Source organism: Mycobacterium sp. NGS54 (assembly GCF_059812465.1).
This window is the reverse complement of the sequence record NZ_JCALCS010000010.1, coordinates 39,142-64,406: the sequence shown is the minus strand read 5'-3', so window position 1 is coordinate 64,406 and position 25,265 is coordinate 39,142. Positions and strand designations below refer to the sequence as shown.

The 25,265-nt window shown below is 67.6% G+C and carries 23 protein-coding genes; 15 read left to right on the top strand and 8 right to left on the bottom strand.

Features of this window, described 5'->3' with window-relative positions; translation table 11 throughout:
- Positions 1-19: 19 nt before the first annotated feature.
- The 5 genes from AC5Y5E_RS28315 to AC5Y5E_RS28295 form a co-directional block, all read right to left on the bottom strand.
- Positions 20-1,651 (bottom strand): PE family protein, encoded by a 1,632-nt coding sequence (locus AC5Y5E_RS28315; RefSeq protein ID WP_499906991.1) that lies wholly within the window; start codon positions 1,649-1,651, stop codon positions 20-22.
- Positions 1,652-1,756: 105 nt separating this feature from the next.
- The gene (locus tag AC5Y5E_RS28310; RefSeq protein WP_499906989.1) at positions 1,757-3,790 is read right to left on the bottom strand and encodes a PE family protein; all 2,034 of its coding nucleotides are present in this window, start codon (positions 3,788-3,790) and stop codon (positions 1,757-1,759) included.
- A 214-nt stretch (positions 3,791-4,004) separates the two neighbouring features.
- Positions 4,005-5,096 (bottom strand): quinone-dependent dihydroorotate dehydrogenase, encoded by a 1,092-nt coding sequence (locus AC5Y5E_RS28305; RefSeq protein ID WP_499906987.1) that lies wholly within the window; start codon positions 5,094-5,096, stop codon positions 4,005-4,007.
- Positions 5,096-5,302: a DUF5703 family protein gene (locus tag AC5Y5E_RS28300; protein WP_082978448.1), complete on the bottom strand. Its 207-nt coding sequence runs from the start codon at positions 5,300-5,302 to the stop codon at positions 5,096-5,098. Before AC5Y5E_RS28300 ends, AC5Y5E_RS28305 begins: the two co-directional genes overlap by 1 nt.
- 50 nt (positions 5,303-5,352) lie before the next feature.
- Positions 5,353-6,420 (bottom strand): YncE family protein, encoded by a 1,068-nt coding sequence (locus tag AC5Y5E_RS28295; RefSeq protein WP_499906985.1) that lies wholly within the window; start codon positions 6,418-6,420, stop codon positions 5,353-5,355.
- Between the two features lie 110 nt (positions 6,421-6,530).
- Here AC5Y5E_RS28295 and AC5Y5E_RS28290 point away from each other — a divergent pair, with 110 nt between their 5' ends.
- The 10 genes from AC5Y5E_RS28290 to AC5Y5E_RS28245 all read left to right on the top strand — a co-directional run bounded on the left by AC5Y5E_RS28290 (position 6,531) and on the right by AC5Y5E_RS28245 (position 15,379).
- Positions 6,531-6,833: a hypothetical protein gene (locus tag AC5Y5E_RS28290; protein WP_499906983.1), complete on the top strand. Its 303-nt coding sequence runs from the start codon at positions 6,531-6,533 to the stop codon at positions 6,831-6,833.
- 37 nt (positions 6,834-6,870) lie between these two features.
- Positions 6,871-7,638: a histidine phosphatase family protein gene (locus tag AC5Y5E_RS28285; protein WP_499906981.1), complete on the top strand. Its 768-nt coding sequence runs from the start codon at positions 6,871-6,873 to the stop codon at positions 7,636-7,638.
- 63 nt (positions 7,639-7,701) lie between these two features.
- Positions 7,702-8,289 carry a DUF3090 domain-containing protein gene (locus tag AC5Y5E_RS28280; RefSeq protein ID WP_499906979.1) on the top strand — a complete coding sequence of 196 codons (588 nt, stop codon included), beginning with the start codon at positions 7,702-7,704 and terminating at the stop codon, positions 8,287-8,289.
- Positions 8,273-9,091, top strand: a complete 819-nt coding sequence (locus tag AC5Y5E_RS28275) for an SCO1664 family protein (protein WP_499906977.1) — start codon at positions 8,273-8,275, stop codon at positions 9,089-9,091. The genes AC5Y5E_RS28280 and AC5Y5E_RS28275 overlap by 17 nt, the downstream gene beginning before the upstream one ends.
- 52 nt (positions 9,092-9,143) lie before the next feature.
- Entirely contained in the window at positions 9,144-9,911 is a 768-nt protein-coding gene (locus AC5Y5E_RS28270) for a 3'(2'),5'-bisphosphate nucleotidase CysQ (RefSeq protein ID WP_499907217.1), read from the top strand.
- Positions 9,912-9,937: 26 nt separating this feature from the next.
- The gene (gene mshC / locus AC5Y5E_RS28265; protein ID WP_499906975.1) at positions 9,938-11,173 is read left to right on the top strand and encodes a cysteine--1-D-myo-inosityl 2-amino-2-deoxy-alpha-D-glucopyranoside ligase; all 1,236 of its coding nucleotides are present in this window, start codon (positions 9,938-9,940) and stop codon (positions 11,171-11,173) included.
- A gap of 472 nt (positions 11,174-11,645) precedes the next feature.
- Positions 11,646-12,563, top strand: coding sequence for a dihydrodipicolinate reductase (locus AC5Y5E_RS28260; protein ID WP_499907215.1), 918 nt, complete (start codon positions 11,646-11,648; stop codon positions 12,561-12,563).
- A 4-nt stretch (positions 12,564-12,567) separates the two neighbouring features.
- A complete protein-coding gene (locus AC5Y5E_RS28255) occupies positions 12,568-13,758 on the top strand; it encodes a cytochrome P450 (protein ID WP_499906973.1) in 1,191 nt (396 codons plus the stop codon).
- Between the two features lie 26 nt (positions 13,759-13,784).
- On the top strand, positions 13,785-14,420 hold the full coding sequence (locus tag AC5Y5E_RS28250; protein ID WP_499906971.1) for a TetR/AcrR family transcriptional regulator: 636 nt from the start codon (positions 13,785-13,787) through the stop codon (positions 14,418-14,420).
- A 59-nt stretch (positions 14,421-14,479) separates the two neighbouring features.
- Positions 14,480-15,379, top strand: a complete 900-nt coding sequence (locus AC5Y5E_RS28245) for an SDR family oxidoreductase (protein WP_499906969.1) — start codon at positions 14,480-14,482, stop codon at positions 15,377-15,379.
- Between the two features lie 7 nt (positions 15,380-15,386).
- Here the strand turns inward: AC5Y5E_RS28245 and AC5Y5E_RS28240 are convergent, their stop codons facing one another.
- Entirely contained in the window at positions 15,387-16,262 is an 876-nt protein-coding gene (locus AC5Y5E_RS28240; protein WP_499906967.1) for a PAC2 family protein, read from the bottom strand.
- Between the two features lie 355 nt (positions 16,263-16,617).
- Between AC5Y5E_RS28240 and metH the strand changes: the two genes are divergently transcribed.
- The 5 genes from metH to AC5Y5E_RS28215 all read left to right on the top strand — a co-directional run bounded on the left by metH (position 16,618) and on the right by AC5Y5E_RS28215 (position 23,632).
- Complete coding sequence (gene metH / locus AC5Y5E_RS28235) at positions 16,618-20,376, top strand: methionine synthase (protein ID WP_499906965.1); 3,759 nt, start codon at positions 16,618-16,620, stop codon at positions 20,374-20,376.
- Positions 20,377-20,497: 121 nt separating this feature from the next.
- A complete protein-coding gene (locus AC5Y5E_RS28230) occupies positions 20,498-20,779 on the top strand; it encodes a phosphoribosyl-ATP diphosphatase (RefSeq protein ID WP_499906963.1) in 282 nt (93 codons plus the stop codon).
- Positions 20,780-20,781: 2 nt separating this feature from the next.
- Positions 20,782-21,639 (top strand): ATP phosphoribosyltransferase, encoded by an 858-nt coding sequence (gene hisG, locus AC5Y5E_RS28225; protein ID WP_499906961.1) that lies wholly within the window; start codon positions 20,782-20,784, stop codon positions 21,637-21,639.
- A gap of 116 nt (positions 21,640-21,755) precedes the next feature.
- Positions 21,756-22,265 carry a DUF4126 domain-containing protein gene (locus AC5Y5E_RS28220; RefSeq protein ID WP_499906959.1) on the top strand — a complete coding sequence of 170 codons (510 nt, stop codon included), beginning with the start codon at positions 21,756-21,758 and terminating at the stop codon, positions 22,263-22,265.
- Positions 22,262-23,632 carry an FAD-containing oxidoreductase gene (locus tag AC5Y5E_RS28215; protein ID WP_499906958.1) on the top strand — a complete coding sequence of 457 codons (1,371 nt, stop codon included), beginning with the start codon at positions 22,262-22,264 and terminating at the stop codon, positions 23,630-23,632. The genes AC5Y5E_RS28220 and AC5Y5E_RS28215 overlap by 4 nt, the downstream gene beginning before the upstream one ends.
- Positions 23,633-23,640: 8 nt before the next feature.
- Here AC5Y5E_RS28215 and AC5Y5E_RS28210 read toward each other — a convergent pair whose 3' ends face one another.
- Both AC5Y5E_RS28210 and AC5Y5E_RS28205 read right to left on the bottom strand, forming a co-directional pair.
- On the bottom strand, positions 23,641-23,856 hold the full coding sequence (locus tag AC5Y5E_RS28210; protein WP_499906956.1) for a hypothetical protein: 216 nt from the start codon (positions 23,854-23,856) through the stop codon (positions 23,641-23,643).
- 7 nt (positions 23,857-23,863) lie between these two features.
- Complete coding sequence (locus AC5Y5E_RS28205) at positions 23,864-25,132, bottom strand: DEAD/DEAH box helicase (protein ID WP_499906954.1); 1,269 nt, start codon at positions 25,130-25,132, stop codon at positions 23,864-23,866.
- Between the last annotated feature and the right edge of the window lie 133 nt (positions 25,133-25,265).

The window sequence follows — 25,265 nt, the reverse complement described above, 5'->3', positions numbered from 1 at the left end:
CGGCGCGGGCGCCACAAAGCTACGGTGCGATGGCCTCGGCGATCTGGCGCGGCATGAAGTTAACCAATTCGGGGATCAGGCCGCCGAATTGCGTTCCGCCCAGGCTGATGGTGACGACCTGAAGGGGCTGGCCGATACCCGGGGAGACCTCCATTGTCGCCGAGATCGGTTGCGGCGGAGTGAGAATTCCGTCGAAAGGCATGTGCACCACGATCGGTGTGTTGGCGGGGACGATCGTGATGGGCGGGAGGAGCGGGAAACCGCTGATCGTCACCGACTCGGCGATCGGGATTGTCAGGTCGATGACGGTATGGCCGTTCAGGAAGCCGTCCAGGGCGTAGGCGGGTAGGTCGGCGAGGGCGCCGATCGCCGCCACTCCGTTGCCGGCCTGAACGGCCGCCCCGAACGCCGTGGCGCCCGTTGCGAGCCCATCCAGCGCGGCGATCGGCGGACCGATGATCGCGAAGCCCAACGGAAGGGTGGTCGTGTTGAGCGCACTGAAGAAGTTCTGCGCCATCTGTGCGGGGATGGAGCCCGGCGGTATCAGGTTGACGAGGGACTGTTCCTCCGCGGCCGGGAGGGAGGCCAACGGGAGCAGGTCTCCCGCCGGGCCATTGACCGTGTACGACGGCGCGCTGAGCAGCGTCGGGTTGGTGGGGTCGACTCCGATGACCTTGATGTCGACCCCGCTGAGGAGGAGGTCCAGGAAGGCGCGCGGGACGGCCTGGACCGCGCCGTGGTAATCACCTGTCATCACCGAATTTCCGACCATGCCCATGTCGTGTTCAAAGACCGGGAGGGTTTTCTGCAGGTCCGCGCCGAAGTTCTGCAGGGCCGCGCTGGTCGCCTGGTTGTAGCTGTTCTGCTGGCTGATGAACGATTGCACCGCGGGCAAAAAGGTCGACGTTCCGTCGATACTGATCTGGATGTTCGCCGGGATGTTGGCCAACGTGGTGGGGAAGTTCTGCAGCTGGCTGGCCACCACCGTGCCGACGGTGTGCGCGTAGCCGTTCTGGTTGCTGATCACCTGCCGCAGGGCGGGGAACGGGTCGGACATCCAGTCGTTGTAGATGGTTTGCAGGTTGGCGCCGGTGTGGCCGAAGAGCATCTGCCACGGCGCGCCAGCCTGGGAGGCGGTTGTGCCTGCCGCAAACAGGGCCGGCAGCAGCCTGACCTGGATCCCGCCCCACTGAGCGGTCAAGAAGGAACCGATCTGCTGGCCGGCTCCGCTGAAGACCGAGCCCAGGGGACTTCCGCCGAGGAGGCCGCCCAGAACGCCGCCGCCGCCACCGCCACCGCCGAGGATCGGGGCCAGGCCGCCGAGGATCGGATCCGTGGCCGCGGCGGGGGCGCTCATCGCGTTGGCCGCGTTGGCGATCTCGGTGCCGAGGTATGCGGCCGCCCCGCCGTTCAACAGATTCGAAAATTCGTTGTGAAACGCCGCCGCCTGGACGCTCAAAGCCTGAAATCGCTGACCGTACATGCCGAATAGGCGCGAGATCGCGATGGACACGTCGTCGGCGCCGGCGGCGGCGACGCTAGTGGTGGAACTCGCCGCGGCCGAGGTGGCCTCGTTCAGCGTGGAGCCGATCCCCGCCAAACTCCCGGCCGCCGCTGACACCAGTTCCGGCGTGGCGACTAGAAAGGACATACCTTCCCCCTCGGCTTACGCTGCACGGTACGTGAGCATGGTCGCAAATGCGGGGCCTGCACGTACCCGAAATGCCGAGTTTCGGCGCCTCCCTTAACGGTCCGGCTAGCCGGTGGGTGTGATTGCCGCGGCTATCGCGTCCGGAAGGTCGATCAGCAGCGTCGGGAAGAGGCCGCCGAATTCCGTGCCACCGAGGGTCTGGTTGATCGGGATGCTGATGCCGAGAACGTCCAACGGAATTGTGACCGTAAGCGGCTCGGACGGAGTAAGGAGCCCGTCGAACGGCACGTGGGCTATGGCCGGCACTGTGACAGAGCCCAACCCCGGCACCGACACGGCGATGGGCAGCGGCAGATCCACGAGAAGTTGACCGTTGAGGAGGCCGTTCAGGGCGAAGGCCGGCATATCCCCGAGTGCGTTCAGCATTCCCAGGACGTTGCCGGTCTGCGCAGCCGCACCGAAGGCCGTCGCGCCATAGGCGATTCCGTTCGCCATGGCGAACGGTGGGCCCATCAGCGCAAAGCCCAGCTGCAACGGCAACCCGAATACGGCGGTGCCGGCCAGCGTGGCGCCAAGCGGCAGGGTAGTGACAGTCAGCGCGAAATTCGCTGTGACATTTGCGTTGACGAGTACGTCGACCGCGTTGGCCAGGTTGCCCAACATCATTCCGGGGATGGAGCCGTGCGGGGCCAGGCTGGCCACGCCGACCGGCTGCTGTCCGATGGCGGTCAGGATGGGCAGCAGGTCGGCGACCGGACCCTCCAACCCGACAGGTCCCGCGATGCTGACCACGAAGCCAGGAGGCACAACAACGGGACTGGTGCTGATCGCCAACTGGCTGGTATCGAATCCCGTAATGAAGAGATCGATCGGGGCATGCGCCGCGTCCTGTACCGCCAGGAAGTAATTGCCGACGGCTATCGCGTCCCGGGCCTCGGACATGTCGCGGAGCGCGGCGGGCAATGTGCCCTGCAGGTCCGAGCCCATCTTGGCCAGCGACGAGCCGACCGTCCCCCACAAGCCGGTGGTGCCGCGGACGAAGTCCTGTCCGATCGCTACCGGGTCGAATGTGCCAGCGCCTTGGATGGCGAGTTGAACGTTCGCCGGCACGTTCGCCGGGAACCCGGGCAGGTCGTACGCGATCGCGTTCCCGATGAGCTGCGCGTAGTGACTCTGGTTGGCGATGATCTGACTCATGACCGGGAACGGATGGCTCGCGAATCGCCCGGCCATCAGGTTCAGGTTGTACACCGTGGTGTCGCCGAGGACCGTGTAGGGGTTGGGGTAGGGGGCCGGGCTGCCGGCCGGCAGCGGCCCGAACAGCCCTGGGAACAACTGGTTCACCAGATTCTGCAGTAGCGGCACGTCTTGGAAGAGCCCAGTGCCAACGCCCGCAAGGCTGGACAGTGTTAACCCGTTGCTCAGCTCGTTGGAGAAGAAGTTGCCGAGGTCCAGCCCGACGCCGTTGAGGGTCGGCCCGAGCAAGGCGCCGAGGGGTCCCGAGGTGAGGCTGAGGCCTGGGGTTAAGTTGCCGAGGTTTGTCGGCCCGAAGAAGTCGCTCAAGGTCGGGAAGGCACTGAGACTCGCCGGATTGAAGAAAGAGCCGAAGCTGTTGGCGAATTGGCTGCCGACGGTGTTGAGGGGGCCGAAGAACTGGCTCAAGCCGGTGTTCAGGCCGCCGATCAGCCCGCCGCCTCCGGTGCCCAGGCCGAGCAGTCCGTCGAGTCCACCGAGCAGGCCGCCGCTGCCGCTCGAGCCGCCCAGGCCGAGAAGGCCGCCCGAGCCGCCGCCGAGCAAGCCGCCGAGAAGGGGGTCGGACGCGGCGGCCGCGCCGCCCGCGGCCATCATCTGCTGTGCATTGGCGATCTCGGAGCTGAGGTAGGCCGCCGCCCCGCCGTTCAACAGGCTGACGAACTCGTTGTGAAATGCCGCGGCCTGAGCGCTCATCGCCTGGAATTGCTGCCCGTACGTGCCGAACAATCTCGAGATGGCGAGCGATACGTCATCCGCCGCAGCGGAGGAGATGGCGGTCGTCTGGCCCTCTGCGGCCGCGGTGGCCTCTCGCAATGTGGAACCGATGCCCGCCAATTCTCCGGCGAAAGCCCCCATCGCTTCCGGTGCAGCAACTACCAATGACATCGTCGTCTCCCCTGTTGACTAGCCCGATTTGCCAACTTCGTTATAGCAGTCACATTCTTACCCGTTTTGTGATCCGCTAAACATCGACTTTAGCGCCCTTTGTAGCAGGTCGTTCCAGAACCGCACAACTTCGTGTGAGCGAGGCGTCACGCGCTGTTAATTGACATGCGCACAATAAGAAATTTGCTAGAACGGCCCCCGGCGCCAGCCTGATCTACCCCCAAGGTCCGTCTGTGTCGATGGCCGCGCACCCCACCGCATCGGCCAACGAAGCGAACCCGCCGTCGTGCAAGCGGCGGGCGATGCCGTCGTGAATGTGCTTGGGCCACAAGCCTCCTCCGTAGATGAAGCCGGTGTAACCCTGCAGCAGCGACGCGCCGGCGGTGATCCGTTCCCACGCGTCGTCGGCGGTCTCGATGCCTCCGACGCTGATCAACGCCAGTCGGTCGCCGACCCGGCCGTAGAGCCGGCGCAGCACTTCGACGGCCCGGCGCGCGACCGGTGGCCCCGAGATGCCGCCCGCACCAAGTTTTTCCACCCCGGGAGTGCTCAGGCCGTCGCGCGACACCGTGGTGTTGGTGGCGACGATGCCGGCCAGGCCCAGCTCGACGGCCAGGTCGGCGATGTCGTCGACGTCGGAATCGGAAAGATCGGGTGCGATCTTGACCAGCACCGGTGTCGACGTCGTCGAGGCCTCCAGCAGGACGCCCTGCAGGATTGGCCGCAGCGACTCCACCGCCTGCAGGTCACGCAGCCCCGGCGTGTTCGGCGAGCTGACGTTGACCACCAGATACGACGCGAGCGGCGCGACCAGCCGGGCGCTTGCCCGATAGTCGCCGATGGCGTCGGCGGCCGAGACCGCCTTGGTCTTGCCGATGTTGACGCCGATCGGCACGCCGGGCTTGCGGTGGGTGAGGCGGATCGCCAGCGCTCCGGCGCCGCGGTTGTTGAACCCCATCCGGTTCAGCAGGGCCCGGTCGGCGGGCAGCCGGAATAGGCGCGGGCCGGGGTTGCCGGGCTGGGGCTGCGCCGTGACGGTGCCCACCTCGGCATACCCGAAACCCAGTGCGCCCCAGGTGAGCAAGCCCTTGCCGTCCTTATCGAACCCGGCGGCCAGTCCCAGCGGGCCCGGGAAACGCACGCCGAACACGGTGCTGGCCAGCACCGGATCGGTCGGGCCGAGCCGTCGACGCAGCATCCGCCGCGCGCCGGGCAGGACGGTGGCGCCGCGCAGCAGCGCGAACACCAGCGTGTGGATGCGCTCGGGTGGGATCAGGAACAACAGCCGGCGGGTAAGCCGGTACATCACAATTCCGGTTGGTCGGGCCGTCGGCTATCCAGACGAGATTTCTTGCGACGCAACAACACCCGACGGCTGCCGTCGGTGTAGAGCCGTACCCGGGTGAGTTCCCAGCCACGGTATTCGGCCTCGATCGACAGCCGGATGGACGCGCTGACCCGCGTCACCTCGGGCGGCAGACGCAGCGGAATCCATTCGTATTCGTCGGACATCTCCGCTTCCCAGCCCGCGGGCAGCCGACTCCATCGCGGCGCGGGCCTCGTCACGGCGCACCCCGCGCGTGCTCGATGATCTGGACGCCCGCACCCGACCCCGACACCACGTACAAGGTGCCCGACGCTTCGTCAAAAGCCAGCGAGTTGGGTTGCTGCACGGTTGGGTATCGCACCCTTTCGACGGGAATTCCGGTTGACAGATCGTAACCAATGACGACGTTCGACGCGGTTAGGGACACCCAGGCCAGCTCGCGGGAACCCGCCAGGCCGTAGGGGGACTGCCGCACCGGGAAGGCCTGCCGCAGGATCAGCGGGTCGACGCCGTAAACCAGCAGTTGCCCGCCGCGGGTGTCGGCGACCAGGACGCGGCCCAGCGGGTCGGCGGCCACGGTGGTCGCGCCCTGCCCGGCCCGCAGCGCCTGCTCGGCGCGACCGTCGGCGCCGATCGTCGTCACCGAGGTCTGGCCCCGATCCAGCACCACCGTCGTATTCCCTTGTGTGGCAAGGGCATCCACCCGAGCGAAGATCTTGTTTCGGCTGCTGATGGTGGCGCTCTTGACCGAGGCCGGTGTCCGGGAGGCGAAGGTGTAGACGGCTCCGTCGGCGCTGCCCAGCACCAGCGTGCCGTCGGCGCGCTGGGCGACCGCGGTGAAGTCGATCTGCTGGGCGTTGGCGACGGGCACCCGGGCTGCCTGACCGGCGGACAGGTCGACCGTGATGTAGCCGCCGCGGGTGGCCAGGAAGGCCGTGCCCCGGCCGTCGCCGGTCAACGCGGTCGCGGGGCCCGGCAGCGCGACAACCCGCGGCGCGGCCTGCGGATCGCCGAACTCGGTGAGGGTGGCCGGCGCGTCCGGGTCGGCGCCGGGAGCCAGGACCGCTAGTTGACGGGTGGCGTTGTCAAAGATTGCCGCCGCGGCGTGGCCGGCCAGCGCTCGCACCGCGCCGGCGGGGTTTCGAGACGCCGGCGGGGAGGCGGCGGCCTGGGCTGGTTCGATCGTCGGCGGCGCGCTTGTGTGCGGATTGCCGGAGCAACCGGCGCAGACCGTGATCAACGCCAGCAAAGGCAACAGGCCAACAAACCTATGCTGAGCCCCGTCTCTATATCGTCGCAGCAATTATTTTCCCTCGCGTCACCAACATGACAGTCAAATTTTAGGGAACGGTTTCGCATCCAATGTGGCCATGTTGCCTGCATGGGGTCGGACTGGAGAGGTATGGTCGCGTCATGACCGTCATCGTTGACCGGCATGTCGCGGACAAGGAGTTTGCTGTCGAGGATATCTCGACGGGAATCTTTGCCAGTGGGTACGGGCAACTGGGGGATGGGCGCAGTTTTTCCTTCCACATCGAGCACCGATCGCTCGTCGTCGAAATTTACCGGCCGCGCCTTTCCAGCCCCGTTCCGCAGGCCGAGGACGTGGTCGCGCGGGCGATCCGCGGCCTGGTCGACATCGACCTCACCGACGAGCGCAGCCTGACCGCCGCGGTACGCGACTCCATCGCGCACGCGGTGCCGGTCTCGCGCTAGCGAACCAACCACCCCCCTACCGGGTACGGTCGTCCTGGTGACCGTCATCCTGCTCAGGCACGGCCGCTCCACCTCGAACACCGCCGGCGTCCTGGCCGGGCGCTCGGAGGGCGTCGACCTCGACGACAAGGGCCGCGAGCAGGCCGCCGGGCTGATCGACCGGATCGGTGACCTGCCGATCCGCGCGGTGGTCACCTCTCCGCTGCTGCGCTGCCGGCGCACCGTCGAGCCGCTGGCCGAGGCGCTGTGCCTCGAGCCGCTGATCGACGAGGAACTCGCCGAGGTGGACTACGGCGACTGGACCGGTCGCAAAATCGGCGAGCTGACGAAAGAGCCGTTGTGGCGGGTGGTCCAGGCCCATCCCAGCGCCGCGGTGTTCCCGGGCGGCGAGGGCCTGGCGCAGGTACAGGCGCGCGCGGTCGCGGCCATCCGCGCGCACGACCGGCGGCTGGCCCTGGAGCAGGGCGGAACAGACGGCGGCGACGCGCTCTGGGTGGCCTGCACCCACGGCGACGTCATCAAGTCCGTTGTCGCCGATGCGTACGGCATGCACCTGGACGGCTTCCAGCGCGTCACCGCCGATCCGGGATCGGTGACGGTGATCCGCTACACCCCGCTGCGGCCGTTCGTGTTGCACGTCAACCACACCGGTGCGAAGCTGTCCGCCGCGTTGCGGGCGGGGCCCCCGCCGAAAGACGAGTCCAAGGGTGATGAGGCTCACGATGAGTCGAAGGGGGAGTCGCAAACCGGGCCGGCCGAAGCGGTGCCGACGAGCGACGCGGTGGTCGGCGGTTCGACTGATTAGTTTCCCTGGGGCGGGGCAATCGAATCGCACGGCAACGGCAACAGCCGGTATTTTGGAGGTGCCATGGCCCGCGCAATTCACGTCTTCCGCACGCCCGACCGCTTCGTGGCCGGGACCGTCGGCCAGCCCGGAAATCGCACGTTTTACATACAGGCCGTGGGCGATTCGCGGGTGGTGTCGGTGGTCTTGGAGAAGCAACAGGTCGCGGTGCTGGCGGAGCGCATCGGCGCGCTGCTGCTCGAGGTGAACCGCAGGTTCGGCACGCCGGTCCCGCCCGAGCCCGCCGAGGTCGACGACCTCAACCCGTTGATCACACCCGTCGACGCGGAGTTCCGGGTCGGGACCATGGGTCTCGGCTGGGATTCGGAGGCGCAAACGGTGGTGGTCGAGTTGCTGGCCGTCACCGACGCCGAGTTCGACGCCTCGGTCGTGCTGGACGACACCGAGGAGGGTCCCGACGCGGTGCGGGTGTTCCTGACGCCGGAGTCGGCGCGCCAGTTCGCCACCCGCTCCAACCGCGTCATCTCGGCCGGCCGTCCGCCGTGCCCGCTGTGCGACGAACCGTTGGACCCTGAGGGCCACATCTGCGCGCGCACCAACGGTTACAAGCGCAGCGCGCTGCTCGGGCCCGACGATGAACCAGAGGAATAACGAGCAGCGTGCGGTGCTGCGGGACGGCGAGCTGACGGTCCTCGGACGCATCCGTTCGGCCAGCAACGCCACCTTCCTGTGCGAATCGACGCTGGGCGAAACCAGCGTGCACTGCGTCTACAAGCCGGTCTCCGGCGAGGCGCCGCTGTGGGACTTTCCGGACGGAACCCTGGCCGGCCGCGAACTCGCCGCGTATCGGATCGCGGCGCAATTGGGGTGGAACATCGTGCCCTACACGATCATTCGGCACGGGCCGGCGGGTCCGGGCATGCTGCAGCTGTGGGTGGAGCAGGCCGGCGACGCGGCTGACTCCGACCCGCCGCCGGGCCCGGACCTGGTCGACCTGTTTCCCGCCAACAAGGTGCGGCCGGGCTATCTGCCGGTGCTGCGGGCCTACGACTACGCCGGCGACGAGGTCGTCCTGGTGCACGCCGACGACATTCGGTTGTGGCGGATGGCGGTGTTCGACGTGCTGATCAACAACGCCGACCGCAAGGGCGGCCACGTCCTGCGCGATCTCGAGGGCCACATCTACGGCGTCGACCACGGGGTGTCCCTGCACGTGGAGAACAAGCTGCGCACGGTGTTGTGGGGCTGGGCGGGCAAGCCGATCGACGACAACACGTGCGAGGCGATCGCCGCGCTCGCGGAGGCCCTCACCGGCTCGTTCGCCGACGAACTGGCCGAGCACATCACGCGGGCCGAAATCGCGGCGCTGCGCGGGCGCGCGCTCGCGCTGCTGGACAACCCGGTCATGCCCGGGCCCAACCGGCACCGGCCCATTCCGTGGCCGGCGTTCTGAGGCTTGGACCGGCGTCGGCGATACTGAACCGGTGACGAGCGGCCCGGACGAGATGACGGACGCCGCCTTGGCCGCCGATCTCGCCGCGGACGCGGGGGAGCTGCTGCTCAAGGTGCGCGACGAGGTCGGTTTCGGTCACCCCTGGGCGCTCGGCGACGCGGGCGACAGCCTGGCGAACGCGTTGATCCTGCGCCGGCTGCGCGCCGAGCGGCCCGGTGACGCGGTGCTCAGCGAGGAGGCGTACGACGATCTGTCCCGCGTGAATCACGACCGGGTGTGGATCATCGACCCGCTCGACGGCACCCGCGAGTTCTCCACGCCGGGCCGCGACGACTGGGCGGTCCACATCGCGCTGTGGCAGCGCCCCACCGACGGGCAGCGCGAGATCACCGACGCGGCCGTGTCCCTGCCCGCCCGCGGGAACACGGTCTACCGCAGCGACACCGTGACCGCCGGCTCCGCGCGCACCGGCGTCCCCGCGACCATCCGGATCGCGGTCAGCGCCACCCGGCCACCCGCGGTGCTCTACCGCATCCGCCAGACGCTGCACATCCAGCCGGTCGCGATCGGATCGGCGGGTGCCAAGGCGATGGCCGTCATCGACGGCGACGTCGACGCCTACGTGCACGCGGGTGGCCAGTGGGAATGGGACTCGGCCGCCCCGGCCGGGGTGCTCATGGCCGCCGGCATGCACGCGTCGCGGCTTGACGGCTCGCCGCTGCGCTACAACCAGCTCGACCCGTACCTGCCCGACTTCGTCATGTGCCGCGCCGAGCTGGCACCGATCCTGCTGGGTGCCATCCGGCAGGAATTTCGCTGATCCCGCGCGCGTTTAGAGTCGACGTTATGCAGACGTGGTCTTCAGCACAGGTCCCGGTGGTGCCCGGGCGCGGCCCGGAGCTGCGGCTGTACGACACCTCGGACCGGCAGGTGCGGCCGGTGGCGGCCGGATCGAAGGCTTCCATGTACGTCTGCGGGATCACGCCCTACGACGCGACGCACCTGGGTCACGCGGCCACCTACCTCGCCTTCGACCTGGTGCACCGGCAGTGGCTGGACCTCGGCCACGACGTGCACTACGTGCAGAACGTCACCGACATCGACGACCCCCTGCTCGAGCGCGCCGAGCGCGACGGCATCGGCTGGCGCGAGCTGGGCGATCGGGAGGTCGCCCTGTTCCGCGAGGACATGACGGCGCTGCGGATCCTGCCCCCGCGGGAGTACGTCGGGGCGACGGAGGCGATCGCCGAGGTGGTGGAACTCGTCGAGAAGATGCTGGCGGCGAGCGCGGCCTACGTCTTGGAGGGCGACTATCCGGACGTCTACTACCGGGCGGACGCCACCATGCAGTTCGGCTACGAGTCCGGCTATGACCGGGACACCATGCTGGCGCTGTTCGCCGAGCGCGGCGGCGACCCGGGCCGCTCCGGCAAGACCGACGATCTCGACGCCCTGTTGTGGCGGGTCGCGCGGCCCGGCGAGCCCAGCTGGCCCTCGCCGTTCGGGGACGGCCGGCCCGGCTGGCACGTCGAGTGCGCGGCGATCGCGCTCAGCCGCATCGGTAGCCCCGTGGACATCCAGGGCGGCGGCAGCGACCTGATCTTCCCGCACCACGAATTCACCGCCGCCCACGCCGAATGCGTCCGCGGGGAGCGGCGGTTCGCCCGTCACTACGTGCACGCCGGAATGATCGGCTGGGACGGGCACAAGATGTCCAAGAGCCGCGGCAACCTGGTGCTGGTGTCGGAGTTGCGCGCCCAAGGCGTCGAGCCGGCGGCGATCCGGCTGGGGCTCTTGGCCGGGCACTACCGCGCGGACCGGTTCTGGAGCCCGCAGGTGCTCGACGAGGCGACCGAGCGGCTGCGGCGCTGGCGTACCGCTACCGCCCTGCCCGCCGGCCCGGACGCCACCGACGTCGTCGCCCGGGTGCGCCAATATCTGGCCAACGACCTCAACACGCCGAAAGCCCTTGCCGCGCTTGATGGTTGGGCGACCGACGCGCTGGAGTACGGCGGCCACGATGCCGGCGCGCCGACATTAGTGGCGACCGCGGTCGACGCGCTGCTCGGGGTGCAGCTCTAGGAAGCGCTGTCCCGCAGCACCTTTCCCCCAGCATCTGCCCAATTATTGGCGCGCATTCTGTGAGCCGCCTCGTGGGGGTGAACTCCGGATCTTTCGCGTGCGCGTGAAGGGCTGTGTCTCTCAGCATTTATAAGTCACGGTCGTGAGCGTCGTCTTTCGGCCCCCGGTGCCATACCCCTCGTCTGCACCGTTACTGCAGTAACTACTGGTAAGCCATACTGGTATCGCCTACAGTAACTTGTGAACAGTCTAATTGCAACCGCTCCTAGCGCCCTGAGAGGCAAGACCTGTGACTTCATCTCCTGACACCGCGAAGCGTCGCGTCGTTCACGTCGGCACCGGCATGACGGGCAGCGTTGCGTTGCGCGCAATCATCGACGACCCCGCACTCGAGCTGACCGGGCTCAAGGTGTCCTCCCAGACGAAGGTAGGCACCGATGCCGGTCAACTCTGCGGACGACCCGACGTCGGCATCGCAGCAACCGACGATCGGGCGGCAGTCCTCGACACCAAGCCCGATTGCGTTGCCTACTGCGCGACCGCCGTCCGACGAGAAGACGAGGTCATCGCCGACATCGTCGGCTACCTGGAAGCCGGCATCAACGTCGTCACCATCTCCGCCATCCCCATGGTGTATCCGAAGGCGGCACCGGCCAAGTGGCGCGAACCGATTGAAAACGCCGCGCGTCAAGGTAACTCAACGTTCTACGCCACCGGGTGCGAACCCGGCTTCGTCAGCCTCAATCTGCCCACCGCCCTGCTAGCCGGTGCCGGTGTGGTCGACACCTACCGCATGGACGAGTACGCCCTCGACCTCGACTTGGCTTACCCGATCTGGGAGGTGCTGCATGAGTCGATGGGCTTCGGAAAGCCTGATGGCCACGTTCCCATCCGCATCGCGGTGGGCAAGGTGAACAACGACTGGGAACCGGTCGTGCGCTACATCGCCGATGCGCTTGGCGTGGACGTCGATAGGGTGGCACTGGACTGGGAAACGATCCTGGCTCCGCACGATCTGGACACCGCACTGGGCGTGATCCCGGCGAACACCATCTGCGGGCACCGCTGGCAGCTTGCCGCGATGCACGACGAGCGTCCCGTCGCATCGGTTCAATACTTCGCGACAGTGACCTCCACACCCTGGCCCGAGAGCTGGCCGCGCCCAGCGCAACCCGGCCAGGGCGGCATGGTGTTTCGCATCGAAGGAAACCCGAACATGACCCTCGACCTCCGTCTGGACCCCGCACCAGGCGACTCCACCAACCCCGGCGTCGCCGCGACGGCGATGGCGGCAATCAACGCCATCCCCGCGGTCATCGACGCCGCGCCCGGACTGCTTGACGTGCCACTAGCCGGCCCGTCGATCGTGACCCGTCAGATCCGGCGCTGACACGATGAACCAGGAAATCGTTGACCTGTATTACGACCCGTTTGACTTCGACATCGACGACGATCCATATCCGCTGTGGCGGCGGATGCGCGAGGAAGCGCCGCTGTACTACAACGAGCGTCACGACTTCTACGCGCTGAGCCGATGGGATGACGTCGCTCGTGAGCTGCCGAACTGGCAGACATACCGGTCGGGGGGCGGCACCGTGATGGACGTCATCAAAAGCGGCCTCGAGGTGCCTCCCGGGGTGATCCTGTTCGAGGACCCACCCCAACACGACCTGCGTCGGCGGCTGCTGTCGAAGGTGTTCACCCCGCGCCGGATGCCTGCCATCGAACCGTTGACGCGCGAGTTGTGTGTGCGGGCTCTCGATTCGTTGATGGGGCGGAACGAATTCGACGTCATCGCCGACCTCGGTGCCCTGATCCCGATGCGCACCATAGGTTATCTGCTCGGCATCCCCGAACACGGTCAGCAGCTGATCCGCGACACCACGAACCATGCTATCGACCTGAAGGAGGGTCAGTTCGCGGTCGCCGACAACGCGTTCGAAGAGTCGTACCTGTTGTCCTCCGAGTACATCGACTGGCGGGCCGACCATCCATCCGACGATCTGATGACACAACTGCTCAACGCTGAAGTGGAAGACGATGGTGGAGTACGCAAGCTGACGCGCACCGAGGTACTCACCTACACCAGCACGATCGCCGGTGCCGGCAACGAAACCACCACCCGGCTCATCGGATTCGCGTGCCAGTTGCTGGCCGACCACCCGGATCAGCGCCGCGAGCTTGTGGCCGACTCCGCACTAATCCCGGGTGCCATCGAGGAGGTGCTGCGTTTCGAAGCGCCGTCACCGGTGCAGGCGCGGTACGTCGCCCACGATACGGAATGTCACGGCCAGCTGATCGCAGAAGGCTCAATCATGTTGCTAATCAACGGATCCGCCAACCGCGACGAAGCGCGCTTCCCGAACGGCGAACAGTTCGACATTCACCGCAGAGGCGGCCACCTCAGCTTCGGCCAAGGTCTGCACTTCTGCCTCGGTTCCTCCCTGGCACGCATGCAAGCAAGGGTCGTGCTGGAAGAGCTCCTCAAGCGGTGGCCCCAGTGGGACGTCGACTACGCGCGCGCGAGCAAGGCCCATACCGCCAGCGTGCGGGGATGGTCCAAGCTGCCGATCATGACACGATGAATATCGACGCCGGGTAAGGGGTAAGGGTGCAGGTTGCCAAGCCGCAGCGACAATCAGTCCGACGAGCGCGAGGCTCGCTGACTGCAGATGCCATCGTGGAGACAGCCTTCGCGATAGCAACGGAGTCCTCAATCGAGGAACTCAGCATTCCGCTGGTTGCCAAATCGCTGGACGTCGGCGTCACCAGCATCTACTGGCACGTACGCAACAAATCAGAGCTTCTCGACGCCATGACCGACCGCGCGTTGCGCCGCAGCGGATTACCGGCGTTCACCAAGTCGGACGATTGGCGCGAGTCGTTGAAGGCGCACGCACGCGGCGTGCGCCGGACCTTCCTCAGCGATCCGGTGTTGACGGACCTGATCCTCATTCGAGGCGCACTGAGTCCGCTGGCACGACGGCTCGGCGAACAGGAGACGCAGAAAGCGATCGCCAACATGATCGATTGCGGTCTCGACGAGCAGACAGCCCACGACACGTACTCCGCGGTGTCCGAACTCGTTCGAGGGTCAATACTTCTCGCGAGATTGGCACAAAAGCACAACGCCGTACAGCACACGGAGTCCGCCGACGAGGGCGGATTCACCAGCGCCCCAGTACCGCCCGACGATCGAGCATTCGAACTTCTTCTGACGTCCGTGCTCCCCAGCGTTGCGCCCTAACTTCGTAGATTCAGTCACTGCGTCGACGCCGCGAAACCGAAAGGGGTACGTTTTCGCGCATGATGTCGCTGCAGGACAAAGTCGTCTTCATCACCGGCGGTGCCCGCGGGATCGGCGCCGAGGTCGCACGCCGGCTGCGCAACAAGGGCGCCCGGCTGGTGCTCACCGACCTCGACAAGGCCGAACTGGCGGCGGTCGCCGCCGAACTCGGCGAGGACCGCGTGCTGACCGCGGTCGCCGACGTGCGCGACCTGCCCGCCATGCAGGCCGCGGCCGCGAAGGCCGTCGAACGCTTCGGCGGCATCGACGTCGTGGTGGCCAACGCCGGCATCGCCAGCTACGGGTCGCTGTTGCATGTCGACCCGGAAGCGGTCAAGCGGGTGCTGGACGTCAACCTGCTCGGCGTCTTCCACACCGTGCGCGCCACGCTGCCGGCCGTGATCGACCGCCGCGGCTACGTGTTGGTGGTCTCGTCGTTGGCCGCATACGCGGCGGCCCCGGGGCTGGCGCCGTACAACGCCACGAAGGCCGGCAACGAGATCCTCGCCAACGCGTTGCGGCTCGAGGTCGCCAACCTGGGCGTCGGCGTCGGCTCGGCGCACATGTCCTGGATCGACACCGCCCTGGTCCGCGACAGCAAGGCCGACATCCCCGCCTTCGGTGAGATGATCGCGAAGCTGCCGTGGCCCCTCAACAAGACCACCACCGTCGACGAGTGCGCGGACGCGCTCGTCAAGGGCATCGAGGGCCGCCAGCGCCGGATCTACTGCCCGCCGTGGGTCGGCCTGCTGCGCTGGCTCAAGCCGGTGCTGTCCAGCCCGGCGGGCGAATTTCCCATCCACCGGATCACCGACGAGCTGTTGCCCCGGATGGACGCCGAGGCGGCCGCGCTCGGCCGGTCGCTATCCGCGTTCAACGTCGAGTCGCTGCGCGAAACGCGCGATTCAGTGGCCGAGTAGTCGCCGGCTATTTGCGGCGCCGGCGCAGGTAGCGCTCGAACTCGGCGGCCAGCGCGTCGCCGTCGATCTTGCCCAGCGCCTCGTTCATGTCGACCTCAGCGTCGCCGCGCTGCTCCAGCGACGACACGTATTCGGCCAGGTCCTCGTCGTCGGCGGCCATCTCGGTGATCGCCTGCTCCCACTCCTCGGCCTGCGCCGGCAGGTCGCCCAGCGGGACCTCGATGTCGAGCACGTCCTCGACGCGGCGCAGCAGCGCCACCGTCGCCTTGGGGTTCGGCGGGTTGGACACGTAGTGCGGAACCGCCGCCCAGAACGTCACCGCGGGGATCCCGGCGGCCACGCAGGCGTCCTGGAACACCCCGGCGATCCCGGTCGGGCCCTCGTAGCGGGTCTCCTCGAGGCCGAAACGTTTGGCCGATTCGGGGGAGTACGCCGCGCCCGACACCGGCACCGGCCGGGTGTGCGGGGTGTCGGCCAGCAGGGCGCCCAGGATGACGACGGTGTCGACGTTGAGCTTGTCGGCGATGGCCAGCAACTCGGCGCAGAACGTGCGCCAACGCATGTTGGGCTCCACCCCGTGCATCAGCACGACGTCGCGGTCGCTGCCCGGGGGCCGGCAGTGGGTGATCCGCATCGCCGGCCACACCAGCTCCCGGGTCACCCCGTCGATCTGCCGGATGACCGGGCGATTGACCTGGTAGTCGTAGTACGCCTCGTCGTCGATCTCGATGATCGGGTCGGCCTCCCAGATGGCATCGAGGTGCTCGAGCGCGTCGCTGGCCGCGTCGCCGGCGTCGTTCCAGCCCTCGAACGCCGCCACGACGATGGTGTTGTGCAGTTCGGGCAGCGCAGGGGCTTCCGGGCCACGATCCGGCAATGTCACAGAATCAGCGTACGGCCTGCCGCCAACCGCCTGCGGCGTTCCGCGCGGCTTGCCTGGCAGAGGCCTGTCAAAGTCCGGACGTATTGCATAGGACGACTATCCTTATGGAGTGACTGCCGCCGACGAACACCGCTCAGAAATTCGTTCGGCTGCAAACTGGTTAACCTTGGTAACTACCACGTCGCCGGCACGATCCGCGAGCTCTCGATCGCGGCGACGAGTTGGGCGTCCAGACGTCGATCGGGGGACGACGTAGACTTTTCCGGTCGAGAGGCGTTGCAACGGTTCCGGTTCCTCGCCGGTACCGCCACGCTCGGCAGAGTCAAGGACGCCTTCCGTAACGGAAGGAACGCACGTGAATGCCTCTGAGCCGAAAACCTTCGCGCCGAACATCCGCGCCGACTGCACCGACGAACTGACGGCTGGGCTGCGCCAACGGATCATGGTGATCGACGGCGCGATGGGCACGGCGATCCAGCGGGACCGCCCGGACGAGGCGGGCTACCGCGGCGACCGGTTCACCGAGTGGCCGACGGCCCTGCAGGGCAACAACGACCTGCTCACCCTGACGCAGCCGCAGATCATCGAGGGCATCCACCGCGAGTACCTCGAGGCGGGCGCCGACATCATCGAGACCAACACCTTCAACGCGAACGCGATCTCGCTCTCCGACTACGACATGGCGGACCTGGCCTACGAGCTGAACTACGCCGGCGCCGCGCTGGCCCGCAAGGCGGCGGACGAGTACAGCACCCCGGAGAAGCCCCGCTACGTGGCCGGCGCCATCGGGCCGACGACGCGCACGGCGTCGATCTCGCCGGACGTCAACGACCCCGGGGCCCGCAACGTCTCCTACGACCAGCTGGTCGCCGCCTACCTCGAATCCGTCAACGGCCTCGTCGACGGCGGTGCCGACCTGATCATCATCGAGACGATCTTCGACTCGCTGAACGCCAAGGCAGCGGTGTTCGCCGTCGAGACGCTGTTCGAGGAGCGCGGGCGCCGCTGGCCGGTGATCATCTCGGGCACCATCACCGACGCGTCCGGGCGGACGTTGTCCGGTCAGGTCACCGAGGCGTTCTGGAACTCGATCAGGCACGCCAAGCCCATCGCGGTGGGCCTCAACTGCGCCCTGGGCGCGCCGGAGATGCGGCCGTACATCGCCGAGGTGGCGCGGATCGCGGACACCTTCGTCTCGTGCTACCCGAACGCCGGCCTGCCCAACGCCTTCGGCGAGTACGACGAGACCCCGGAGCGTCAGGCCGGCTACATCGCCGACTTCGCCGAGGCCGGCCTGGTCAACCTGGTCGGCGGCTGCTGCGGAACCGCACCGCCGCACATCGCCGAGATCGCCAAGGTCGTCGAGGGTAAGGCGCCGCGCGAGCTGCCGCAGATCGAGGTGGCCACCCGGCTCTCGGGCCTCGAGCCGCTCAACATCACCGACGAGTCGCTGTTCGTGAACATCGGGGAGCGCACCAACATCACCGGCTCGGCCCGGTTCCGCAACCTGATCAAGGCCGAGGACTACGACACCGCGCTGTCGGTCGCCCTGCAGCAGGTCGAGGTCGGTGCGCAGGTCATCGACATCAACATGGACGAGGGCATGATCGACGGCGTCGCCGCGATGGACCGGTTCACCAAGCTGATCGCGGCCGAACCGGACATCAGCCGGGTCCCGGTGATGATCGACTCCTCCAAGTGGGAGGTCATCGAGGCGGGGCTGAAGAACGTGCAGGGCAAGCCGATCGTCAACTCGATCTCGATGAAGGAGGGCGAGGAGAAGTTCGTCCGCGAGGCCCGGCTGTGCCGCAAGTACGGCGCCGCCGTCGTCGTGATGGCCTTCGACGAGCAGGGCCAGGCCGACAACCTGGAGCGCCGCAAGGAGATCTGCGGGCGCGCCTACCGGATCCTGACCGAACAGGTCGGCTTCCCGCCCGAGGACATCATCTTCGACCCGAACTGCTTCGCGCTGGCGACCGGCATCGAGGAGCACGCGACCTACGGGATCGACTTCATCGAGGCCTGCGCCTGGATCAAGGAGAACCTGCCCGGGGTGCACATCTCCGGCGGCATCTCCAACGTGTCGTTCTCGTTCCGGGGCAACAACCCCGTCCGCGAGGCGATCCACTCGGTGTTCCTGTTCCACGCCATCAAGGCCGGCCTGGACATGGGCATCGTCAACGCCGGGGCGCTGGTGCCCTACGACTCGATCGACCCCGAGCTGCGGGACCGCATCGAGGACGTCGTCCTGAACCGTCGCGAGGATGCGGCCGAGAGGCTGTTGGAGATCGCGGAGCGGTTCAACAAGTCGGAGACGACCGGCGACTCGCAAGTCCAAGAGTGGCGATCCTTGCCGGTCCGCGAGCGGATCACGCACGCCCTGGTCAAGGGCATCGACGCGCACGTCGACGCCGACACCGAGGAATTGCGCGCCGAGATCGCCGCCGCGGGTGGTCGCCCCATCGAGGTGATCGAGGGCCCGCTGATGGACGGCATGAACGTCGTCGGCGATCTTTTCGGCTCGGGCAAAATGTTCCTTCCTCAGGTCGTGAAGTCGGCCCGGGTGATGAAGAAGGCCGTCGCGTACCTGCTGCCGTACATCGAGGCGGAGAAGGAAGAGTCCGGCGCCACCACCGGCGGTAAAACCAAGGACACCAACGGCACGATCATCATGGCGACGGTCAAGGGCGACGTCCACGACATCGGCAAGAACATCGTCGGAGTCGTCCTGCAGTGCAACAACTTCGAAGTGATCGACCTCGGCGTGATGGTGCCCGCGAGCAAGATCCTCGACGCGGCGAAGGAGCACGACGCCGACATCATCGGGCTGTCCGGCCTGATCACCCCGTCCCTGGACGAGATGGTCAACTTCGCCGCCGAGATGGAACGCGAGGGCCTGGAGATCCCGCTGCTCATCGGCGGCGCGACCACCTCGCGCGCGCACACGGCCGTCAAGGTGTCGCCGCGCCGCAGCGGTCCGGTGGTCTGGGTCAAGGACGCGTCGCGCTCGGTGCCGGTCGCCGCCGCGCTGCTCGACGACAAGCAGCGTCCGGCCCTGCTGGAGGCCACCGAGAAGGACTACGCATCGCTGCGCGAACGGCACGCCCAGAAGAACGAGCGGCCGATGCTGACGCTTCAGATGGCCCGCGCCAACCGGACGCCGATCGAGTGGGACGGCTACGCCCCGCCGGTGCCCGCGATCGGTGCGGGAGTGCGGGAATTTCAGGACTACGACCTCGCCGAGTTGCGCGAATACATCGACTGGCAGCCGTTTTTCAACGCCTGGGAGATGAAGGGCCGCTTCCCCGACATCCTCAACAACCCGGCCTCGGGCGAGGCCGCCCGCAAGCTGTACGACGACGCCCAGGAGATGCTCGACACCCTGATCAAGGAGAAGTGGCTGACGGCCAACGGCGTGATCGGGTTCTTCCCGGCGAACGCGGTCGGGGACGACATCGAGGTCTACACCGACGACACCCGCACCGAGGTGCTGACCACGCTGCACAACCTGCGCCAGCAGGGCGAGCACCGCGACGGCATCCCGAACCGTTCGCTGGGCGACTACATCGCGCCGAAGGACACCGGTCTGGCCGACTACGTCGGCGCCTTCGCCGTCACCGCGGGGCTGGGCAGCCAGGAGAAGATCGCCGAGTTCAAGGCGGCCCTCGACGACTACAGCGCGATCCTGCTGGAGTCGGTCGCCGACCGGCTGGCGGAGGCGTTCGCCGAACGGATGCACCAACGGGTCCGCAAGGAGTTCTGGGGATTCCAGCCGGACGAGCAGCTGGACAACAACGCACTCATCGACGAGAAGTACGTCGGAATCCGGCCCGCCCCCGGCTACCCGGCCTGCCCGGAGCACACCGAGAAGGTGACGCTGTGGAAGTTGATGGACGTCAAGGAGCGGACCGGCATCGAGTTGACCGAGTCGATGGCGATGTGGCCCGGTGCCGCCGTCAGCGGCTGGTACTTCTCGCACCCGCAGTCGCAGTACTTCGTGATCGGCCGGCTGGCCCAGGACCAGGTCGCCGACTACGCGAAGCGCAAGGGCTGGACCCTGCAGGAGGCCGAGCGCTGGCTCGCCCCCAATCTCGGCTACAACCCGGAGGACTGAGCGCGTACGTCTCTCCCGCGAGTGACCGTGTTTGTACGGCGACACGCCGTGAATCGCGACGGTTTGCGGTCGCTCGTGGGCGAGGCCGCGCCGAAACCGCCGTGACTTCGCCGGCAGGCACGTGAAACAATCGCTGGCCGTGAAGACCTTCGAGGAGCTGTTCGCCGAACTCGGCGATCGTGCCCGCACCCGGCCGGCCGGCAGCGCCACGGTCGCCGCCCTGGACGGCGGCATCCACGGGCTGGGCAAGAAGATCCTGGAGGAGGCCGGCGAGGTGTGGCTGGCCGCCGAACACGAACCCGACGACGCGCTGGCCGAAGAGATCAGCCAGTTGCTGTACTGGACGCAGGTGCTGATGATCGCGCGCGGACTGTCCCTCGACGACGTCTACCGGAAGCTGTGAGCATGCTGCGCGTTGCGGTTCCCAACAAAGGCACGCTGAGCGAGCCGGCCAGCGAGATCCTCTCGGAGGCCGGCTACCGTCGCCGCACCGATTCCAAGGACCTCACCGTCGTCGACCCCGTCAACCAGGTCGAGTTCTTCTTCCTGCGGCCCAAAGACATTGCGATCTATGTGGGTTCGGGGGAGCTGGATTTCGGGATCACCGGGCGGGACCTGGTGCGGGATTCCGACGCCCCGGTGCGCGAACGCCTGGCGCTGGGTTTCGGCTCCTCGAGCTTCCGCTACGCGGGGCCGGCCGGGCGCGACTGGACGACGGCCGACCTGGCCGGCAAACGGATCGCTACCGCCTACCCGAACCTGGTCCGAAAGGACTTGGCGGAAAAGGGCATTGAGGCGACGGTCATCCGGCTCGACGGGGCGGTGGAAATCTCGGTGCAGCTCGGCGTGGCCGATGCCATCGCCGACGTGGTGGGGTCCGGGCGCACCCTGAGCCTGCACGACCTAGTGGCCTTCGGTGAGCCGCTGTGCGATTCCGAGGCGGTGCTGATCGAGCGGACCGACGAGGATGGCCACGGCGCGACGAAAGCGGTCCGCGATCAGCTGGTCGCGCGCGTCCAGGGTGTGGTGTTCGGCCAGCAATACCTGATGCTCGATTACGACTGCCCGCGTGCGGTGTTGGACAAGGCGACGTCGATCACGCCGGGATTGGAGTCGCCCACGATCGCGCCGCTGGCCGATCCGGATTGGGTGGCGATCCGCGCCCTGGTGCCCCGCCGCGGCGTCAACGAGATCATGGACGAGCTCGCCGCCATCGGCGCCAAGGCGATCCTGGCGTCCGACATCAGGTTCTGCCGGTTCTGACCCCATGCCGCGGCGGCGGCTGTGTTAGCGTCCGCCTAAGGGCTGTCGCCCGTTTTATCTTCATGGGCCGTCATCCCTTCCGTTGCCGGGCTGTCTAGTCCCCAGGAGGGATCTTCGTGACACACGCGCTAATTCTGCTGCTGGCTTTACTGATCGGCGTCGTCGCCGGGTTGCGTTCGCTGACGGCTCCCGCCGTCGTCGCCTGGGGCGCCTACCTCGCTTGGATCGACCTGCACGGCACGTGGGCGTCGTGGATGGGCAACATCATCACCGCCATTATTTTTACCGTTCTGGCGATCGGGGAACTGGTCAACGACAAGCTGCCCAAGACGCCGGCCCGCACGGCGCCACCGATCTTCGCCGCGCGGATCCTCACGGGCGGGTTGGCCGGCGCCGCGCTGGGCGCGTGGCCGCACTGGACCTTTTCCGCGCTCGGCGCGGGCATCATCGGGGCGGTGCTCGGCACCTTCGGCGGCTATCAGGCGCGCAAGCGTCTGGCCGCCGTGGCCGGCAAGGACCTGCCGATCGCGCTGCTCGAGGATGCGGTCGCCATCCTGGGCGGGTTCGCCATCGTCGCGATGACGGGTCACGTGCTGACCGAATACATCCTGACGGCGGTTAAGTGACGGAGCGCTTCGACGCGATCATCGTCGGCGCCGGGCAGGCCGGGCCTCCGCTGGCGGGCCGGCTGACCGCGGCCGGGCAGCGCGTCGCGATCATCGAGCGCAAACTGATCGGCGGAACCTGTGTCAACACCGGCTGCATCCCGACCAAGACCCTGGTGGCCAGCGCGCACGCCGCCCACCTGGCGCGCCGCGGCGCGGAATACGGCGTGGGGACGGGGCCGGTCAGCGTCGACATGGCGAAAGTCAAGGCGCGCAAAGACGAAATCATGCTCGGCGACCGCAACGGCGTCGAAAGCTGGCTGGAGGGCATGGAGGGCTGCACGGTCATTCGCGGTCACGCCCGCTTCGAGGACCCGCACTCCATCAGCGTTGACGGCGACCTGCTGCACGGCGAGCGGATCTTCCTCAACGTCGGCGGGCGCGCCGTCGTGCCCGACCTCCCCGGACTGTCCGGCATCGACTACCTCACCAACGTGTCGATCCTCGAACTCGACACTCTGCCAGCGCATCTCGTCATCGTCGGGGGCAGCTATATCGCGCTGGAGTTCGCGCAGATGTACCGGCGCTTCGGGGCGCGGGTGACCGTGGTCGAGCGCGGCCCGCGGCTGGCGTCCCGCGAGGACGAGGACGTCTCCGCCACGGTCAGGGAGATCCTGGAGGCCGAGGGCATCGACATCGTCGTCGGCGCCGACGACGTGCGAATCGCCAAGACGGACAACGGGTTTGAACTGACGCCGCGGGCCGGCGTCGAGCCCATCGCCGGGAGCCACCTGCTGATGGCGGTGGGGCGCCGACCCAACACCGACGACCTCGGCCTGGAGGCGGCCGGGGTGCAGACCGATGCGCGCGGCTATATCGTCGTCGATGACCACCTCAAGACCAACGTCGATCACATCTGGGCGATGGGCGACTGCAACGGCAAGGGCGCGTTCACCCACACCTCGTACAACGATTTCGAGATCGTCGCCGCCAACTTGCTCGACAACGATCCCCGCCGGGTGAGCGACCGCATCACCACCTATGCGCTCTACATCGACCCGCCGCTCGGGCGTGCCGGGATGAGCGTGAGCCAGGTTCGCGCGTCCGGGCGCAAGGCGTTGCTCGGCAAGCGGCCGATGACGCGGGTCGGCCGCGCGGTGGAAAAGGGTGAGACGCAAGGCTTTATGAAGGTGGTGGTGGACGCCGAAACCGACGAGATCCTGGGCGCCGCGATTCTCGGCGTCGGCGGCGACGAGGCGATCCATGCCATTCTGGATGTCATGTCGGCCAAGGCGCCGTACACGACGCTGTCGCGCACGATGCACATCCACCCCACCGTCAGCGAGCTGATTCCCACGATGCTGCAGGAGATGTCGCCGCTCGATTGAGCGTGCGGTTACGGCGCTTTGGCGTACCTGCGGACGACGTCGTCCTCACCGAACGAGCTCGTCTGCTGCTGGCCCTGGGCGTCGCGGCCGAAGAACGTCCACCGCTGTGGGCTTGTCTGCGGACCGCCGATCATCTTGACCGTATAGCGGTGCTCGGTGCGGTTCGCCGTGCCGATGACGTCACCGACGCGAACCTTGGACGGATGAATCTGCTGTTCGGCCATGATTTCCCTAACGGTGGGTGGTCGCTGCGGGGCGCCGAGACCGGCGGCGTCTATTGCGCGCCGCGGGCGGACGGTTGGAGGGCGTCGCGACGGGTGCGACGGCCTTGCGGGGCCCGGCCGGGCCGACGAGGGCGTGGATCGCGGGGGAGGCCGCGCTGACCCGCTGGGGCACCGCACGAATGGCCGCCTTGCGCATCATCGACTCGGTTTCCCGGCGCTGCTCGGGCAGCACGATGGTGACGACGTCACCGGACGCGCCGGCCCGGGCCGTGCGGCCGGACCTGTGCAGGTAGGCCTTGTGCTCGGCGGGTGGGTCGACGTGCACAACCAGTTCGATGTCGTCGACGTGGACGCCGCGGGCGGCGATGTCGGTCGCCACCAGTACCCGGGCGTGGCCGGCGGCGAAAGCCGCCAAGTTTCGGTCGCGCGCGGGTTGGGAAAGGTTGCCGTGCAGCTCCACCGACGCGATGCCCGACTGGGTGAGCTGGCGGGCCAGCTTGCGCGCCTGATGCTTGGTCCTCATGAAGAGGATCCGCCGGGACTCTCCCGAGGCCAACCGGTGCACCAATTCCTTCTTGGCTTCGATCCCGTCGACGCAGAAGACGTGATGCGTCATCTCGGGGACCGACGACGTCGCTTCCACCACCGACCGGGTCACCGGATCGTTGAGGAATCGCTTGACCAGGGTGTCCACGGCGCCGTCCAGGGTGGCCGAGAACAGCATCCGCTGGCCGGTCGCGGGAGTGGCCGCCAGGATGCGGGTGACGGTCGGGAGAAAACCGAGATCGGCCATGTGGTCGGCTTCGTCGATGACGGTGACCTGAACGGCGTCCAGGCGGATCAGGCGCTGCTTCATCAGGTCGTCGAGGCGGCCCGGGCAGGCCACGACGATGTCGATGCCCGCCCTCAGCGCCGCGGCTTGCCTGTTCTGCGAGACGCCGCCGAAGATCGTGGCGACGCGGAGGCCCCGCACCTTGGCGAGGGGCTCGATGGTCGCGGCGATCTGGGTCGCCAGTTCGCGGGTCGGTGCCAGCACCAGCCCGGTGGGCCGGCCCGGTTGCCGGTCGGCCGGATCAAGCCGACTGACCAGCGGGATCGAGAACGCGAGCGTCTTGCCGCTGCCCGTCTTGCCGCGGCCCAGCACGTCGCGGCCGGCAAGCGTGTCCGGCAAGGTCTCTACTTGAATCGGAAACGGTTGGCAGACGCCCCGCGCGGCGAGCGCGTCGACCAATGGGGGGCTCACACCCAGGTGGGCAAAAGTTTTGTTTTCCAGCATATTTCGATGTCCCTAAAGCTTCGATGGTGACGAGATCGCCGGTTTGGCGATATCGGTCGCCGCGACTCGAGCTTCCGCAGGCGCGCCTGGTCGTCTTGGACTCGGCGCCCCGCAGGGATCTGAGCTAAAGAAA

Excerpts from the sequence above, each read along its gene's own strand:
- AC5Y5E_RS28315 (WP_499906991.1), bottom strand. The coding sequence starts at position 1,651 with ATGTCCTTTCTAGTCGCCACGCCGGAACTGGTGTCAGCGGCGGCCGGG.
- AC5Y5E_RS28310 (WP_499906989.1), bottom strand. The coding sequence starts at position 3,790 with ATGTCATTGGTAGTTGCTGCACCGGAAGCGATGGGGGCTTTCGCCGGA.
- AC5Y5E_RS28305 (WP_499906987.1), bottom strand. The coding sequence starts at position 5,096 with ATGTACCGGCTTACCCGCCGGCTGTTGTTCCTGATCCCACCCGAGCGC.
- AC5Y5E_RS28300 (WP_082978448.1), bottom strand. The coding sequence starts at position 5,302 with ATGTCCGACGAATACGAATGGATTCCGCTGCGTCTGCCGCCCGAGGTG.
- AC5Y5E_RS28290 (WP_499906983.1), top strand. The coding sequence starts at position 6,531 with ATGACCGTCATCGTTGACCGGCATGTCGCGGACAAGGAGTTTGCTGTC.
- AC5Y5E_RS28280 (WP_499906979.1), top strand. The coding sequence starts at position 7,702 with ATGGCCCGCGCAATTCACGTCTTCCGCACGCCCGACCGCTTCGTGGCC.
- AC5Y5E_RS28275 (WP_499906977.1), top strand. The coding sequence starts at position 8,273 with ATGAACCAGAGGAATAACGAGCAGCGTGCGGTGCTGCGGGACGGCGAG.
- AC5Y5E_RS28270 (WP_499907217.1), top strand. The coding sequence starts at position 9,144 with ATGACGGACGCCGCCTTGGCCGCCGATCTCGCCGCGGACGCGGGGGAG.
- mshC (WP_499906975.1), top strand. The coding sequence starts at position 9,938 with ATGCAGACGTGGTCTTCAGCACAGGTCCCGGTGGTGCCCGGGCGCGGC.
- AC5Y5E_RS28255 (WP_499906973.1), top strand. The coding sequence starts at position 12,568 with ATGAACCAGGAAATCGTTGACCTGTATTACGACCCGTTTGACTTCGAC.
- AC5Y5E_RS28245 (WP_499906969.1), top strand. The coding sequence starts at position 14,480 with ATGATGTCGCTGCAGGACAAAGTCGTCTTCATCACCGGCGGTGCCCGC.
- hisG (WP_499906961.1), top strand. The coding sequence starts at position 20,782 with ATGCTGCGCGTTGCGGTTCCCAACAAAGGCACGCTGAGCGAGCCGGCC.
- AC5Y5E_RS28210 (WP_499906956.1), bottom strand. The coding sequence starts at position 23,856 with ATGGCCGAACAGCAGATTCATCCGTCCAAGGTTCGCGTCGGTGACGTC.
- AC5Y5E_RS28205 (WP_499906954.1), bottom strand. The coding sequence starts at position 25,132 with ATGCTGGAAAACAAAACTTTTGCCCACCTGGGTGTGAGCCCCCCATTG.